The sequence below is a fragment of the Acinetobacter sp. IK40 genome (assembly GCF_035615075.1).
Classification (GTDB): domain Bacteria; phylum Pseudomonadota; class Gammaproteobacteria; order Pseudomonadales; family Moraxellaceae; genus Acinetobacter; species Acinetobacter courvalinii.
In genome coordinates this window covers 203,741-218,660 of record NZ_JANBOE010000004.1, presented here as the reverse complement: position 1 = coordinate 218,660, position 14,920 = coordinate 203,741, and the positions used below count along the sequence as shown (strand labels likewise).

Annotated in this window: 15 protein-coding genes; 7 read left to right on the top strand and 8 right to left on the bottom strand. The window is 40.1% G+C overall.

Features of this window, described 5'->3' with window-relative positions:
• Positions 1-77: 77 nt before the first annotated feature.
• From MSG93_RS09280 to MSG93_RS09265, 4 genes are read left to right on the top strand one after another with little or no spacing between them, the layout of a single operon-like run.
• On the top strand, positions 78-485 hold the full coding sequence (locus tag MSG93_RS09280; RefSeq protein ID WP_324621491.1) for a hypothetical protein: 408 nt from the start codon (positions 78-80) through the stop codon (positions 483-485).
• Positions 482-1,090: a hypothetical protein gene (locus tag MSG93_RS09275; RefSeq protein WP_324621490.1), complete on the top strand. Its 609-nt coding sequence runs from the start codon at positions 482-484 to the stop codon at positions 1,088-1,090. The genes MSG93_RS09280 and MSG93_RS09275 overlap by 4 nt, the downstream gene beginning before the upstream one ends.
• Positions 1,077-2,225 carry a hypothetical protein gene (locus MSG93_RS09270; protein ID WP_324621488.1) on the top strand — a complete coding sequence of 383 codons (1,149 nt, stop codon included), beginning with the start codon at positions 1,077-1,079 and terminating at the stop codon, positions 2,223-2,225. The genes MSG93_RS09275 and MSG93_RS09270 overlap by 14 nt, the downstream gene beginning before the upstream one ends.
• Complete coding sequence (locus MSG93_RS09265; RefSeq protein ID WP_324621486.1) at positions 2,212-2,886, top strand: uracil-DNA glycosylase; 675 nt, start codon at positions 2,212-2,214, stop codon at positions 2,884-2,886. The genes MSG93_RS09270 and MSG93_RS09265 overlap by 14 nt, the downstream gene beginning before the upstream one ends.
• 64 nt (positions 2,887-2,950) lie before the next feature.
• Here the strand turns inward: MSG93_RS09265 and MSG93_RS09260 are convergent, their stop codons facing one another.
• From MSG93_RS09260 to MSG93_RS09250, 3 genes are all read right to left on the bottom strand, one after another.
• On the bottom strand, positions 2,951-3,466 hold the full coding sequence (locus MSG93_RS09260) for a hypothetical protein (protein WP_324621485.1): 516 nt from the start codon (positions 3,464-3,466) through the stop codon (positions 2,951-2,953).
• A gap of 153 nt (positions 3,467-3,619) precedes the next feature.
• Complete coding sequence (locus tag MSG93_RS09255) at positions 3,620-4,390, bottom strand: hypothetical protein (RefSeq protein ID WP_324621483.1); 771 nt, start codon at positions 4,388-4,390, stop codon at positions 3,620-3,622.
• Between the two features lie 67 nt (positions 4,391-4,457).
• A complete protein-coding gene (locus tag MSG93_RS09250; protein WP_324621482.1) occupies positions 4,458-5,489 on the bottom strand; it encodes a DUF1176 domain-containing protein in 1,032 nt (343 codons plus the stop codon).
• A gap of 132 nt (positions 5,490-5,621) precedes the next feature.
• Here MSG93_RS09250 and MSG93_RS09245 point away from each other — a divergent pair, with 132 nt between their 5' ends.
• On the top strand, positions 5,622-6,371 hold the full coding sequence (locus tag MSG93_RS09245; protein WP_324621481.1) for a DUF4850 domain-containing protein: 750 nt from the start codon (positions 5,622-5,624) through the stop codon (positions 6,369-6,371).
• Between the two features lie 13 nt (positions 6,372-6,384).
• Here the strand turns inward: MSG93_RS09245 and MSG93_RS09240 are convergent, their stop codons facing one another.
• Positions 6,385-7,284 (bottom strand): LysR family transcriptional regulator, encoded by a 900-nt coding sequence (locus MSG93_RS09240; RefSeq protein WP_324621480.1) that lies wholly within the window; start codon positions 7,282-7,284, stop codon positions 6,385-6,387.
• A gap of 100 nt (positions 7,285-7,384) precedes the next feature.
• Here MSG93_RS09240 and MSG93_RS09235 point away from each other — a divergent pair, with 100 nt between their 5' ends.
• A complete protein-coding gene (locus tag MSG93_RS09235; protein WP_005226987.1) occupies positions 7,385-7,957 on the top strand; it encodes a chromate transporter in 573 nt (190 codons plus the stop codon).
• Positions 7,954-8,469: a chromate transporter gene (locus MSG93_RS09230; RefSeq protein ID WP_005226986.1), complete on the top strand. Its 516-nt coding sequence runs from the start codon at positions 7,954-7,956 to the stop codon at positions 8,467-8,469. Before MSG93_RS09235 ends, MSG93_RS09230 begins: the two co-directional genes overlap by 4 nt.
• 51 nt (positions 8,470-8,520) lie before the next feature.
• On the opposite strand, the gene MSG93_RS09225 is transcribed toward MSG93_RS09230, so the two are convergent.
• From MSG93_RS09225 to MSG93_RS09210, 4 genes are all read right to left on the bottom strand, one after another.
• Positions 8,521-10,572 carry a M13 family metallopeptidase gene (locus tag MSG93_RS09225; RefSeq protein ID WP_324621478.1) on the bottom strand — a complete coding sequence of 684 codons (2,052 nt, stop codon included), beginning with the start codon at positions 10,570-10,572 and terminating at the stop codon, positions 8,521-8,523.
• Between the two features lie 217 nt (positions 10,573-10,789).
• Positions 10,790-11,983 (bottom strand): peptide antibiotic transporter SbmA, encoded by a 1,194-nt coding sequence (gene sbmA, locus MSG93_RS09220; protein WP_324621477.1) that lies wholly within the window; start codon positions 11,981-11,983, stop codon positions 10,790-10,792.
• Between the two features lie 227 nt (positions 11,984-12,210).
• Positions 12,211-13,191, bottom strand: coding sequence for a patatin-like phospholipase family protein (locus MSG93_RS09215; RefSeq protein ID WP_324621583.1), 981 nt, complete (start codon positions 13,189-13,191; stop codon positions 12,211-12,213).
• 157 nt (positions 13,192-13,348) lie between these two features.
• Positions 13,349-14,830, bottom strand: a complete 1,482-nt coding sequence (locus tag MSG93_RS09210; RefSeq protein ID WP_005226982.1) for an alanine/glycine:cation symporter family protein — start codon at positions 14,828-14,830, stop codon at positions 13,349-13,351.
• Positions 14,831-14,920 lie beyond the last annotated feature (90 nt).

Genomic DNA, 14,920 nt, shown 5'->3' with positions numbered 1-14,920 from the left:
CTTTTTAGTAGATTTTATTATACATTTAAAAACAAAAATGATACATTTAGTTTATAACAAAATTAATGGAAGTTAATATGACAATTATTCTACATGGTACAAACCCTACAAACTTGACGGAGAAAATTAAAAAGGTTTTGACTTCTCCTTATACTAGTAATATCTATACAGAAAATTTAGATGCTAAAAGTCAAGCTATCATCGTTGTTATAGATCAAGATTTATCTTTATTCCAAGAAGATATTTTAGTTAAGATTAGAAGCTCTCTATATACAATAGGCATATGGTCTCATGATGCTTCATCAAACTATCTACCTAAAAAATTAGAAAATCTTTTTGATTCAATTATTTGTGAAGAAAACATTAACAAATTAGACTCATTATTAGAAAAAAGAAAAGTTTTATTGCAAGCACCAGATTGTTCAGAAATCGAAATAAAAGATATTACTAGAGTTAACTGTCAAACAGGTAAAAAATTAAAATGAATTTTTTTTCATATGTAGTAGATAGAGATTTTGGATTTGCACCCAACCCTTTCTTTGGTTATTGCACACTAGCCGACTGTAAACCAAGAACACGAAAAACCGCCCAAGTTGGAGATATAATTTTTGGATTAGCTGGAACTAAGTATCGAAAAGCCAATTCAAAAAAGATAATTTATGCAATGCAAGTTACTGAAATTTTAAGCTTTGATGAATACTTCAAAGATCCAAGATTTGAATTAAAAAAACCAATTATAAAAGCTAGTCCCAAAAGACAATATGGGGATAATATTTACTATAAAGGAAAAAATAGTGAGTATGAACAAATTGATTCCCATCACTCTTATAAAAATGGTGTTCAACATCTAAGTAATACTTTACACGACACGAAAGTTGATAAAGTCTTAATTAGTGATAACTTTGTTTATTTTGGCAATAACTCTTTAGATATCCCCTTAGATTTATATATCAACAGTGATACTTATCGAAATATTTCGATTAAAAGACATCATAAAAATAGATTTCATCCAGATTTTAAAGAGGATTTAAGAAACTATTGGGATAAATTACCAAGAGGAATATGGGGAACGCCAAATGAGTGGAAATAATTTTATTGAAGAATATCAAAATCTTGTTAAAAACACTTGTCAAATTGAGATAAATCGCTTCGATTATGCTTTACTTGGACTATATGGAGAAATAGGTAGCTTCTTGTCTATTTCTAAAAGAAAAATTAAAGAGGAAGCTTTAGGAGAAATAACCAAGATCACCCAACTAGAAATTGAAGAAGAACTTGGAGATATTCTATGGTATTTCACAATGGCAACGATTGAGCTAGAATTTTCTTTGGAGGAATTAATTCAAAAGACAAGTCAAATATTATATAAACCAGAATTTCTTGAGAAAATAGAAGCTAAGTATCTACCTTTTATTGTCGAAAAAGATTCTTTACAGGATCATCAGAAATTTAAAAACCAACTACTATTTAGCTTAAATGAAAAATCTAAGGAATTAAAAAGCAAAGAGGAAAATAGCTTTACCGCTTTTCTTAAAACTTTTTGGAGAATTTTGTTCTTCTATCAAAAAGATTTAAAAAAAATCATAAATACCAACTCAAAGAAAATTAAGAATGATAATTTTGATTGGGATAAAATTAAATCTGAGTACCCAGATATTGAGAAAACTTTTGATCATAGTTTTCCCGAGGATGAACAGCTTCCTCATAAAATAAAAATTGAATTTGTTCAACGCTCTTCAGGTCGTATTCATATGAAGTATGGGAATGTATTTCTTGGAGATCCACTAACTGATAATCATAAAGACAAAGATAATTATCGTTATCATGATGTATTTCATATCTCATATGCAGCAATACTTCACTGGTCTCCTGTATTTCGCTCCTTATTAAAAAGAAAGAGAAAAAGCAAGCCTGATTTTGATGAAAATGAGGATTCTGGTAGAGCTATTGTTGTGGAAGAAGGGATTTCTGCTTGGATTTTTAATCAAGCAAAAGAGTATAATTACTTTGAAAACCCTAAAGATATATCAACAAAACTAATAAAGAATGTCCAGCTTTTTGTAAAAGGGTATGAAGTAGAAAACTGTCCTCCCGCATTATGGAAAAAAGCGATTTATGAGGGTTTTAAAGTATTTAGGGAATTAACCAAATATAAAGTTGGAATTATTAATATTGATTTAATGAACAGATCCATAGAATTCGAGAAAATCCATGATGAGAAATAAATTAAAATCTTTCATACATGAAGTATCAAATCATGATTTTAAAAATTCATTTAATCCGTATAAAGATACATGTGAAACTTTTGACACACAAAATTCCTATAAAGTTCGTAAAAAAAATTTAGAAAAATACTTAAATTATTTTTCTAAATTAGATTCTATTGATTTATGGATAGGAAGAGATTTAGGTTACAAAGGTGGAAGAAGAACTGGAATCCCTTTTACCAGTGAGAATAATATTGAGACTCTTAATTTAAAATTAGGATTAGACTTAAAAGTCGTATCAAAGAATAAAATCATTTCATCCGAAGTCTCTGCCAACACTATCTGGGAAATTTTCAGTGATCTTCCTAACAATATAATTTTTTGGAATATTTATCCTTTCCATCCTCATGAAAACAACAATCAACTTAGTAATAGAAAATTCAACAGAGAAGAGGAAATTTTTGGTTTAAATATACTCTATTCTTTGATTACCTCTTTAAAGATAAAGAGAATTATTTGCATTGGTAATGACTCAGCTAATTCATTAAAAAAAATTAAAATAGCTGACATCCCCATAGAAAATGTACGGCATCCTAGCTATGGCGGAGTCACAATTTTTAAAAATCAAATGAAAAATCTGTATCAAATAAATGATAAAAGACAAATGAATCTTTTTTAAGATTCATTTGTCTTTTTTATTGTATTCTCGATTATAAAATTAAAAGTATATACCTCTTCTTAAATCACCTTGTAATCCCCAACTTATTCCAGATATCAGGTGTTAAAAAAGTCGTAACCAATTTATTTAAATCAATATAACGTAAGGTACCTTGCAACTGCTGTCTGACCGCTGGGTCTTTGACAATATCTTGTCCCGCACTCTGACCTAACTGCTGAAAAGCCTGACCGACTGCTTGAATTCCTTCAGCTTTGATCACAGCCTTAGTCTGCGTCGAACACTGCTCCACAATCACACGCTGTAACACCTGCGCCAGTTTCTGATCCAATTGGGTTTTCTGCTCAGGCGTGACATTGCTGAATGCCTTTAAATCAGGATGCGCAGCTAAAGCACTAAACGTCCATTGCAACACTGTGGTTTTATCCGCTGCCGTTGTGGCTTTTACTAAACAGTCACTCAGTTGATCGACTGTTGGCCCTGCCGTTGCCATTTGGGTGGTACCCAACACAGCCGCAGCCATCAAAACAGAACGACTCAGATGAGAAAATTTACGGCGGGTAGAAGAATAAATGCGAGACATAAGCACAGTTCCAAATTGCAATCTTTCCCTTTGTACCATGTACGATGCAAATCATCTGTTATGACGCTGTAAATTGCGTAAGCCCACGCCTTTAAAGCTTTGGCAAAGTGTAAAATGATCCTCTACAACAATCCTATATTCCTGCATGCGCATTTATTCCATACCAGCATAATCCCAGGATGCGGGTATATTTGGCTGCTGCGGGGCTTTGTTTAAATTAATATTCAGGTTACGACTGCCTTTAAACGATTTCTCGCCCGAATCTGATGCAGGTGACACATCCAGACTGTAGCGATAACGGAATTGCCAAAGCATTGGCTTGATCGGACGAATATCCAGACTCAGACCATCTTCATCATGACAGTTGTCCTTCGAACGTTCATAATCCTGTTCCGAGAAACAGGCCCGAATCATACGATTAAAACTAAAAGGATAATTTTCAATAAAGCGATGCGTCTGACCAGAATCCTTTAACTCATAAAAGCTGGCCCGTTCAATTCCCGCCCCACCACCTGAATACATTTCAGAAGAAGTATTAATCACTGCAACGGCATAACGATTCTGATCCATGGGAAATAGCTTAGGGAAAATATACTGTCCTGATCGTGCCATTTCTTCCGCCGATGCCAATGGAATATGCCACTGTTTCAACAGTTTAAAACCTGTGGTTGAAATACCAAACCGAGCAATATTGCCCTCAGATAATAACCATAGACCTTGATCAGGTGTTTTCAAGCTTAGCAATTGTGGTTTGTTCTGACATAGTGCTTTGACCTGTTCACAAAGCTGCGTCTGTTCAGTTGAACTCAGTTGTCCCTTTTTAAATTCCAGAATCTGTAAAGGGGCAGCAAAAATAGTTGTACTAAAGCAGGTGGATGCACCCAGCAGAATCATTGCAGTCAAAACACTTTTATCCTTTAGCATGATATTTCCTTAGGCTATTTTTATGTCCAATGCATTATTTAACGATGGCTTCGATCTGATCAAGATCCTACACCCCACCCGCGGCAAGTCCTTTACACATTCCTGTCCAGCGATCTTGAGTATGTACAAACTTCTGTCCATCCCAGACCCATTCATCACTGGCCCAGCAATCACCAATACCACGACCTTTTTGTGAGCTACTCAAAATACCGTTATAAAACTCGGAAGCCTGTTCAGTCACAAAGTTTGCCTTATTTGCAAGTGAATCATCCAGCACCCATGCGCCATAACCTTCGTTATAGGCACCACGCCAGCACAAGGTCATCGCCAATACTTTTTTATTGGTCAGTTTATACAGCTCGATCGCTTGAGGCTTAGTTTCACCATCCTCATAAATCCCTTCACAAAAGCCCTCCTGTTTTGATGTCGGCTGAGCTGCGATCAAATTACGATATAACGCTGCATAGCGTTTGTTATTTGGCTGCAAAGTTAGATAAGGTTTACTGGAGGTTTTGATCTGTTTGACCGTAAATCTGGGTTGAGCTGCCAATACCTTTGACTCATCCGCTTGGCCCTTTTTAATCAAAGCGCCTACCGTACCAATACGCTTCTGGAAATCATCCATTTTTAGCAAGACTGCAGTCATGCCTGCATCTGAAATGTTCCATTGCAGCTGCGCATTTTTAAACAGGATCTCGGTCTGTTGTCGGGACTGCTGTAATAAAGCATTCACTTGATTTGCTGAAAGTTTACCCATCAGCGGAAATTCAGTTCCTTCAAACGAGACCGCACCCAAATCCTTCCCATTCACATAGAAATGAATATTTTTGAGCTTGGCTAGTGGAAAAGAGGGTTCTTCATAACGTGCCAATGCAAATTCCACTTGAACAGGCTGCCGTGCACCCGCCTGACGCGTCAAAAGTAGCGAAGCCGGCTCATTGCGATATTCTTCATTCTGATAACCTGCGGCACGACAAGTGCCTGTGTTACTACAATAAATTTCCCAATCTTGGTGCGAGAATGAAATTCCTTTGATGTCTTGGGCAAAAGCACTAGAACTCATTGCAATAAAGCAACAGGCTGAAAATATCTTGTTCATAAGACGTATTTCTCAATGCAATTTATTTATTATTCATTCAAAATATTCTAAATCTTTTAAATTGATCTGGTTGTAGGTTCTTGTATTCAAGAATATGTTAATTTGAACTGAAACTCAAAACACTGAATTAAAATGAAAATAGCCCACACTGTCTCTATTATTTTACTTTCTGGCTCAACTGCGATGGCGCATGCCGAGGTACATAATTTCAAACCAATCTTTCCCAAATTCTCAAATACAGCGCAAGAGCGAAAAGCCGAAAATCAAATTTATGCCTTGGGTGAAGTGTCCTTTGCCAACGATGTCCGTGTTCCCTTTTATGGAGTGACCGCACTCAACCCTGCCGATGATGGCTTATTAAAGGACTTTAAAAGCTGCACCGCAAAAAGCTGTCATTTTGATTTTAAGCTAGATGCACATCAGGCCAAACAACTTAAATTATTTGCGCTCCCTGAAATAGGTCTTGTACTGGTACCTAAAAATTGGAGTGACGCAGAAGCAAGTGCTGGCGCAAATGGTACAGGTTCAGCCCTACTGATGAGTCCAAATCAAAAACAGGCTATAGAATTATACGATTCATCTTTCTGCGTCGGTTGCGGCATGCCCAATGCTACGCTTTACTTTCCCAATCTGTTAAAAGAGAGTATTCAAAATGAATTTGGCGGCTATAAAGACCCGCAAAAATTGGTGACCGTGGTCCATCCATCTAAACAAGTGGCTTTCTTTAGTTATCAGATTGCAAACTTCAATAATAAAACCCATGGCGTCGCAAAATATTATGATGAAGACACCTTTAATTTTAGAGAAATCATCGTGACGCTGGATCAATCACAACAGCACTTGGTTGGACCAATTTTAAATTTCTATCACTTTAGCCATTAACAATCGCTATTTTTTAATCGGCTTGGCTAGCCCTGAGCAAACTTAAGAAATGTTCAACTCGAATATTATTTTCTTTGGCTCGACAAATCGCATAAATCGGTGCGATACAAGGTTTCTTGGCTTCTAAAGGTCGATAGATAATCTGTTTATTCCAAAAGTCCTGAATCGAAGCTGGCACAATAGAAAGTCCAATCCCAGCAGCAATCAAGTTGAGACTGGAGGTTAAGCGTGGTGCTTCTTGTACGATATTGGGACTAAATCCTGCCTGATAGCAATTTGCCAAAATATTATCAAACAGGTCCTGCCCTGCAATACGGCGATACAACACAAACTCAAAAGGCTCTAAATCGACTAAGCGGATTGCGCCGTCCTTGTCTGTTAAAGGATGATTACTCGGCAATGCGACAATCAAAGGTTCATTCAAAACATGAATACTTTGTACTTGTGCATGAATCGGCGCAGGTTTGCGTAGAAAAACGATATCCAGTTTTTCATTGATCACGGCATCAGTTAAAGCTGTACTGCTGTCCTCTTCCAGATGAATCGCTACCGCAGGGAACTGCTCCCTAAACTGACGCAACACCGCTGGCAAAAAAGGATGTAAGCCTGCGGAGTTGGTAAAACCAATATTGATCTGACCTTCCAGTCCCTGGGCAATGTTTTTTACCCGTTTCGGAATCGACTGGGCATGCGCCAGAATGGTAATCGCTTCCTGATATAAAGCCTTACCGGCTTCCGTAACTTCTACACCACGAGGCAAACGTTTCAGCAAAGCCGTATCCAGCTCTTGTTCCAGACTTTTGATCAATCGGGTCAATGGCGGCTGTTGCATATGCAGTCTGACCGCTGCTTTGGAAATATTGCTTTCTTCCACCACAGCAACAAATGCATTGAGCTTATGAATATCGATCATACATACCTTAAAAGTATAGATAATAGCAAAAATAGCATTTGTGAATATACCATAAATCTTTCATGCTATAGCTCACAAGGTTGAACAGAAAGGTAATCCAATGAAAGCCCAAGTCCTATCAATAGAGCGTGAACCATTAACAACTGCTCCTGATTGTAAGGCACTTTTTACGGGGTTTATGAAATTGGGATTGATGGGTTTCGGTGGCGTGCTGCCACTGGCACATCGCATTATCGTTGAAGAACATAAATGGATTGATGCTGGCAAATTTACCGACTTACTTGGCGTGTGCCAGTTATTACCGGGCGGTAACATCATCAATATGGCGGTTGCCATTGGAATGGAATTCCAGGGCGTGAAAGGTGCGATCAGTTCAGTCCTCGGTTTGATCTCCGCCCCAACTGCAATTGTGCTGATCATCTATCAGGTCTATGAGCATTTTCAATATCTGCCTGCCGTCAAACACATGATCCAAGGTTTGGCCGCCGCCGCAGCAGGCTTGCTGTTTGCCACAGGCTTTAAGATGCTCAAACCCATCTTGAAAAGTTATCTGACCCTTTTTACCATCGGCCTGACCTTCGTGTTTATGATCTGGATCAAGCTGCCGTTGGCACTGACTTTAGCGATTCTACTGGCCATTAACATGCTGGTATTGGGAGTGAAAAAATCATGATCTTAGTCACCCTTGCCGTGGTTTTTACTCAGCTTTCATTGCTGGCTTTTGGCGGTGGTAATGCCATCCTGCCTGAAATGCAGCATCAGGTGGTAACCGTGCATCAATGGATGAGTGCCGAGCAGTTTAGCTCGCTATTTGCCATGGCGCAGGCAGCACCCGGTCCGAATATGATGATTGTGCCTTTGGTCGGCTGGCATGTGGCAGGCCCAGCAGGTTTACTGGTCACCTCATTGGCAAAATTTGGTCCATCTTCCATCATTACCATTTATGCACTCAAATTCTGGGAACGCTTTAAAGCCAATCCGCTACGGGCGCGTTTTGAAAAAGCCCTGAAACCGATTACTGTCGGCTTGGTCCTGGTCAGTGCCTGGATGATTGCCGATGCTTCCGCACAAAACCTGCTCCTGGTCATTATCGTGGTTGTTACTGCAGTGCTCGGGATGTTTAAAAAGATCCATCCACTTTGGGTGATGGCCGCAGGCGCAGGACTAGGAATTGCCTTTCTTTAAATCGAGCCAATAAAAAACCTGCATGATGCAGGTTTTTTATTGAATTCTGGATTACCAGATACTGACCCGCTTTTCAGGGGCCAAATACATTTTGTCCCCGGCTTTAATCTTGAAGGCATCATAGAACGGCGCCTGATTGACTAAAGCACCATTGGCCCGGACTTTATCGGGTGCATGTGGATCTGTTTTTAAATATACAATGGCTTGTGCTTCACGGGTTTTGGCGCGCCAGACTTGCATCCAGCCCATATAGAAACGCTGCTCACCTGTACGCCCCTCAATCACAGGCGCAGGTTTGCCTGCCAAGGACAGTTGATACGCTTTGTAGGCAATCGATAATCCCGAGTTATCGGCAATATTTTCACCCAGCGTCAGCTCACCATTGACGTGATACCCTGCAATTGGCTCATAGGTATTGTATTGTGCAATCAAAGCTTGGGTTTTGGCTTTAAATTTCTGATGATCTTGCTTGGTCCACCAGTTACGCATATTGCCCAATTCATCAAACTGGCTGCCCTGATCATCAAAACCATGACTGATCTCATGCCCAATGACACTCCCAATCCCGCCATAATTGACCGCATCATCGGCTTCAATATTAAAGAAAGGCGGTTGTAAGATGGCAGCCGGGAATACAATTTCATTGGAGGATGGGTTGTAATACGCATTTACCGTTTGCGGTGACATAAACCATTCATCACGGTCAACAGGTTTACCGAGCTTATCCAGTTCGTCCTGATGCTCAAACTCGCTGGCCCGAATCACGTTACCAATCAAATCACCGTCTTTAATGTCCAATGCTGAATAATCACGCCATTTCTTCGGGTAACCCACTTTAATGGATAAGCTAGCTAGTTTCTTTTTAGCTTGTACTTTGGTTGCAGGACTCATCCAGTCCAGCTGGCTAATACTTTGATCATAAGCCCGGATCAGATTCTGAACCAAGGTATCCATGCGCTGTTTTTTATCCGCAGAAAAATGTTTTTCTACATAGATTTTACCCAGGCCGTCACCAAGCACACCGTTTACCGTTTGTACGCCACGTTTCCAGCGCACTTCCTGCTCAGCCACATCACGCAAACTTTTACCATAAAACGCGAAACTTTCATCAACAAGAGCTTTATTCAGATAAGGGGCGAAACTGCTGATCAGGTTCCATTTAAAATAGGCCTTCCACACCTCTAAAGGAGTTCTATTCAGCACTGGATCAAGCGCCTTAAAATAGCTGAGCTGATGTACCTGAATGGTCTGGATTTTATCCTTTACCCCAACCGTCTTCAGATAACTATCCCAATCAAAGTTACGACTTAACTGATTCAAATCTTTAAGCGGGTAAATATTGTAACGCTTGGATAAATCACGATTTTGAACATTACTCCACTGAATCTTGGCAAGTTCCGTTTCCAGCTGGAGGATTTGTCTGGCATGCTGGGCTGCTTGCTGATCGCCAGAAAGCTGCAGCATCTTTTCAATATGCTTGAGATATTTTGCACGCGTTTCCACAAACTTCTGATCATCTTTCAAATAATAGTCACGATCTGGCAGGCCCAATCGACGCTGTGCCAAACCTGCAATAATCACATCAGACCGTTTCATGTCCTGATCAATACTGATATCAAATGGCGTTCTGACGCCAATACGCGAGAAATGCCCCATTAATCGAGCGAAGTCCTGTTTATTTTGAATTGCATCAACCTGTGCCAGTTCCTGCTGTAAAGGTTGAATGCCTTGTGCTTCGATAGTTTTTTCATCCATAAAACTGGCGTACAGACTGGCAATCTTTTGCTCTACACTGCCTGCTGCCCATTTTTGGGCACTCAGTTGTTCAACAATGGCATGCAACTGGTTGGTCGATAATTCATGTAACTCGTTAAATGCGCCCCAACGTGACTTATCTGCGGGAATTTCAGTATCTTTTAACCACTTTCCATTTACATGATCGTAAAAATCATGCCGAGCAGACACGGTTTGATCGATATATTGCTGGTCAATGCCTGATTTTTTTTGAGTTGGGGAGGATTTAATTGCTGGGTCTGCCCATACATTTGCAGTAAAAGCAGTCAGTGCAAGCGCTAATGCACTTTTAAGCCATACAGGTTTCATGATTTATCCTATTTATTTAGGTTCTAAGTTATACAAGAGCAAAATGAGAGATCATTAATTTTATCAAACGACTATAGTGAAGTAGTGAAGCCAAATAAAGTCATTTTCGTTGCAATATATATTCACTTTTCACATAAAAACCACAAATCGGCCCAATTTTCAGGCAATAAAAAAGCCCTGATCTTTGATCAAGGCTTTAGCGAACAAAGTCAGCAAACTAATCCAGAATCTTTTCAAATGCTTTAAGACGTTTATGAATAGAGAGCAACTCAATAATGGTTTTCCATGAACTAATTAGATATTGGAAAGATTCACGAACCTTACCAAAAACCCCACCAATCTGATTGATTAAACCGAGTGTTAACTTTCCTGCTGCAATCGCTGGGAAAAGCACAAATAGATTATAGAGAATATCCAGTTGCCCATACCATGAAGCCGTTAAGTTAAAATAGGTATAATGGAAATAGAGACGGAAATAGTTTTTTCTCACTCGCTCAAACAGTTCTTTTAATGTGGCTGGCTGTGCCCGATTTTCATGATCTTCACCGTAGACCAATTCTTTACGATAAGCCGCTTCGACTTTCTGATTATTGAACTGGAGCCCAGGCAATTTTATCCCGACCACCATGAGTAAAACTGTACCAAATATCGCCCATGCAATTGCAGCCCAAACAAGTGAATATTGTAGCTCTCCAATTACAGGTATTTCTGGAACATGTTTTGAAAGCTGGAATAATAATGGTAAGAATGCAATCAATGTCATGATTGCCTTGACCAGTTCAACCCCCAAATCTTCGACAATCGTGGCAAAACGCATAGTATCTTCCTGTACACGTTGTGCAGCACCTTCGACATGGCGTAGCTTAGGCCAGTGTTCGGTATAATACTCATTCATCGCCGTGCGCCAGCGAAATACATAATGACTGGTAAAAAAAGCATTTAACACAGCCATAGTCACACCAACCATCGCAATATATAGAAATACCATGGTTTCTTTATATAAATCAGTAATACTTCCTCCACCATTGGTTAGCATATTTTGGATCATATCCCAGAATGGTACATACCAAGCATTCACAGCCAAGCTCACCTGTACGCCAAACCAGATATTAAACAAAATAAAGGCTGAACCCCAGATCGACCACTTTTGCCATTTATGATCTGAAAAAATGCGCCAAAATCCAGCAAATAAGGCCGTAGCAGTGATAAACCAGAGATAAAACCAAAGTGAAGAAGGCTCCCAGAATCGATTAACTCCGACAGACAGCTCTGCCTCCGCATAGCCTTTAGGAAAACCCAGATATTCGCCCCAGCTATGACCACCGCAGTACCAGAGCAGCATATTAAGTGCGAGCCAGACAACAACAGAGATAAAGAATAGACGCGGGTTCGGAAAGAAAGACTTAAACATCTGTTTAACAATCCTTGTTATGAAACAATTTATTTGGTGAGGTCATCCTATGACCTAAAACTTAAAACTCTCTGATAGAAAAGTTTTATGATTTGTAGTTATTTACTATTTTTCTGGGCGTTTTAATAGCTTTTTGTAGAATATTTATAAGCTGTTTTTATAAAAAATGAATTTTAGCAAATAGACTCAAACACTTAAGTCTATCTATAAATCTGAACAATATTCAATCATCGTGGCAAAGCTGAATTTTGCTTGACCGCCATATTCTGCTGATCCGCTCTAGAGGGCTTGCTTTTATTTTGGATAGCCCATTGTATATCAGCCAGTTTATCATTTGCTGCATCAATGCCTGCCTGCATGGTCTGCTCACGGCCTTTTACATCAAAAATATGTGCTTTCTCACGTAGGTCAGGTTGAATCACAATATCTGCTTCTTTGAGCTCTTCTTCAGCCAGACGACCTTGCATGATATTGATATTCTGGTTAAACAGGCCCCAGACATTGGTAGTTTCAGTATGGATTGGCTGAGCCAGAATATCCACCGCAATCACCACATCTGCGCCGAGCTCACGTGCCACCTGCACAGGTACCGGACTGACCAGCCCCCCATCGACATATTCCACATCATGAATCATGGTTGGTACAAACATACTTGGAATCGAAGCAGACGCACGAACCGCCTGTCCTGTATTGCCATAGTTAAATACGGTTTTTGACCCGTCCTTTAACTCGGTCGCCACTACATAAAGCGGGATTTTCAACTTTTGTAAGGGCGTATTATGGACTTGCTGGTTGATATAGTCTTCCACCTTCTTGCCATCAAAAAAGCCTTTTAGACTCAGATTGACATCACGGACATCAGTGGCTTTTAGCTTCAAGGCAATATCACGCAGTTCAGCAGCACTTTTACCGCTGGCATAGATTGAACCGACAATACTGCCCGCACTGGTTCCAACAATAAAATCAGGGCGAATGCCTTGTTGTTCTAGCACTTCGATCACACCGATATGGGCATAACCCCGTGCCCCGCCACTGCCCAACACCAATGCTACTACAGGTCGCTTTTGTTGCTGTTTGATATAACTAAAAGGTTGCGAAACAGTATGTGCCTGAGCATCTTCCACAGCAGGGCTTACATGCGCTGTAGTTTGGCAACCTGCCAAGAGCATGATTGAAAGACCAAGGGCCCATAATTTAAGCTGTTTCATACGCAGTGTTGCCATATTGTCTGTTTTTCTGTGTCGGATTTTAGCGTCAGCACATCTGAAAAGATGTATCAATTTCTTTGCATATGTCATGAAATCTTCATAAAAAAAGTCCCTCGCAAGGGACTTTTTTATACATTCAAGGCGTTATTCAAATCACTTACCAGATATCAGAATCAACTTTTTTCTTCAGTTCCGGATAGTTATCAATCTTGAACTCAGGCTCTTTAATGCCTTTCTTCAACTGTGCTGTATAGTCTTTCAGTAAGGTACGCGCCATTGGGGTTAACAATAAGATTGCCACCAGGTTAATGGTTGCCATGATTCCCATGAACAAGTCAGCCATCGACCAAACCAGCGGAACACTACCAATTGCACCAAAGTACACCATCACCAACACAAAAACCCGGAAGATGAACATGACTTTTGGATTGTTATTGATGAACTGTACATTACTTTCCGCATAGGCATAGTTACCTAACACGGCAGAATAACAGAAGAGGAATAACAGAATCGCAAGGAAGTCACCACCCCAGCTACCCACTTGTGTCTCTAACGCACGCTGGGTTAATTCAACCCCGACGAAACCGGCATCGTGATAAACACCAGAAATCAGGATAATCATCGCGGTACTGGTACACACAATAAAGGTATCGACGAATACACCCAGCATCTGAACCAAACCTTGGTTCACCGGATGCTTCACATCAGAAGCTGCGGCAGCATTCGGCGCCGAACCCATACCTGCTTCGTTTGAGAACAGGCCACGCTTGATCCCTTGCATCATCGCCATGGAAATCATGGCACCAAAGAAACCGCCCGCTGCAGCATTAAACTGGAATGCTTCAGTAAAGATCAATTTGAAAATGCCAGGCAGAAGTTCGTAGTTGCTTAAGGCGATATATAAAGCAACAGCCAAGTATAGACCTGCTTTTAATGGCACAAACATCTCGGCAAATTTAGCGATACGTTTAATACCACCAAAAATTGCCAATGCAACTAACACAACCAGTACCAGACCAACCCATGAGATTTCCAGATCAACACCGCCCAGGTGCGCAATCATATTGGCCTTATCCCAGCCCCACGCATGTGAAGAAGCATTGGCAATCGCATTGATCTGAACCGAGTTGAATACGAAACCATAAGTGAAGATCAATGCCAGCGCGAAGATCACACCAAAGGTTTTGCTACGTAAGCCCTGAGTAATATAGTAAGCCGGTCCACCCCGAAACTGCTTGCTATTACTGTCTCTTACTTTAAATAACTGAGCAAGCGAAGACTCAATAAAAGCCGAGCTCATCCCCAGTAATGCAGTAAACCACATCCAGAACACGGCACCAGGGCCACCAATCGCAATCGCAATCGCAACACCTGCAATATTACCTACACCGACACGACTGGCTAAGCCAGTTACGAATGCCTGGAATGGTGTTAATCCGTGTGAATCTTTCTCTTCGCCTTTGCTACGGCTGCCCTTCATCACTTTGATACTGTGAAAGAACATTCTGATCTGCACAGCTTTGGTCGCAATGGTATAGAAGATACCCACTGCCAGAAGGAAAATAACCAGAAAGTCCCATAAAGGATCATTGAAAAAACTTACCCAAGCCATCAGGGTGTCATTTAATTTTTCATTCATCACTTATTCGCTTTTAAATATTTTATGTACATACGTACATATACGATAACAATGGATGAATCAAAAAAGCCCCTTTAGGGGCTTTTGATC

What these genes read in the sequence shown, in the direction of transcription:
- MSG93_RS09215 (WP_324621583.1), bottom strand. Translation starts at nt 13,191, where the DNA reads ATGAAACAGCTTAAATTATGGGCCCTTGGTCTTTCAATCATGCTCTTG.
- MSG93_RS09235 (WP_005226987.1), top strand. Translation starts at nt 7,385, where the DNA reads ATGAAAGCCCAAGTCCTATCAATAGAGCGTGAACCATTAACAACTGCT.
- MSG93_RS09255 (WP_324621483.1), bottom strand. Translation starts at nt 4,390, where the DNA reads ATGCTAAAGGATAAAAGTGTTTTGACTGCAATGATTCTGCTGGGTGCA.
- MSG93_RS09245 (WP_324621481.1), top strand. Translation starts at nt 5,622, where the DNA reads ATGAAAATAGCCCACACTGTCTCTATTATTTTACTTTCTGGCTCAACT.
- MSG93_RS09230 (WP_005226986.1), top strand. Translation starts at nt 7,954, where the DNA reads ATGATCTTAGTCACCCTTGCCGTGGTTTTTACTCAGCTTTCATTGCTG.
- MSG93_RS09250 (WP_324621482.1), bottom strand. Translation starts at nt 5,489, where the DNA reads ATGAACAAGATATTTTCAGCCTGTTGCTTTATTGCAATGAGTTCTAGT.
- MSG93_RS09260 (WP_324621485.1), bottom strand. Translation starts at nt 3,466, where the DNA reads ATGTCTCGCATTTATTCTTCTACCCGCCGTAAATTTTCTCATCTGAGT.
- MSG93_RS09225 (WP_324621478.1), bottom strand. Translation starts at nt 10,572, where the DNA reads ATGAAACCTGTATGGCTTAAAAGTGCATTAGCGCTTGCACTGACTGCT.
- MSG93_RS09210 (WP_005226982.1), bottom strand. Translation starts at nt 14,830, where the DNA reads ATGAATGAAAAATTAAATGACACCCTGATGGCTTGGGTAAGTTTTTTC.
- MSG93_RS09240 (WP_324621480.1), bottom strand. Translation starts at nt 7,284, where the DNA reads ATGATCGATATTCATAAGCTCAATGCATTTGTTGCTGTGGTGGAAGAA.
- MSG93_RS09270 (WP_324621488.1), top strand. Translation starts at nt 1,077, where the DNA reads ATGAGTGGAAATAATTTTATTGAAGAATATCAAAATCTTGTTAAAAAC.
- sbmA (WP_324621477.1), bottom strand. Translation starts at nt 11,983, where the DNA reads ATGTTTAAGTCTTTCTTTCCGAACCCGCGTCTATTCTTTATCTCTGTT.
- MSG93_RS09280 (WP_324621491.1), top strand. Translation starts at nt 78, where the DNA reads ATGACAATTATTCTACATGGTACAAACCCTACAAACTTGACGGAGAAA.
- MSG93_RS09265 (WP_324621486.1), top strand. Translation starts at nt 2,212, where the DNA reads ATGATGAGAAATAAATTAAAATCTTTCATACATGAAGTATCAAATCAT.
- MSG93_RS09275 (WP_324621490.1), top strand. Translation starts at nt 482, where the DNA reads ATGAATTTTTTTTCATATGTAGTAGATAGAGATTTTGGATTTGCACCC.